The 299-nt window shown below is 34.8% G+C and carries 1 protein-coding gene; it reads left to right on the top strand.

What is annotated here, in order from left to right:
• The coding region (locus FOT98_RS31125; protein WP_186292152.1) for a C40 family peptidase at positions 1 to 270 on the top strand (270 nt) is incomplete at its 5' end.
• Between the last annotated feature and the right edge of the window lie 29 nt (positions 271 to 299).

Genomic DNA, 299 nt, shown 5'->3' with positions numbered 1-299 from the left:
CAATGGGGATATGGGACACAAGGGATTAAATTGCCACGTACAGCACAAGATCAATATAATAAAACTACACGTATCGCTAGAAGTGCTCTCCAACCAGGAGATTTAGTTTTCTTTAAAGGAACAGTTCCAGGCAAGTCAGGTATCACTCACGTTGGTATGTATATTGGCAACAACAAGTTTTATAATGCTAGTAATTCTGGAGTTGGTGAAGCTAGTTTAAATAGTTCTTATTGGAGTAAATATATTGCAGGATACGGTCGAGTTAAATAAAAATATAAGATTTAATAAAAAGAACTGAA

The sequence above is a fragment of the Bacillus sp. HY001 genome (genome assembly GCF_007558965.1).
GTDB lineage: Bacteria > Bacillota > Bacilli > Bacillales > Bacillaceae_G > Bacillus_A > Bacillus_A mobilis.
The sequence above is the reverse complement of the archived record's forward strand: the minus strand, read 5'-3'. Positions and strand labels throughout refer to the sequence as shown.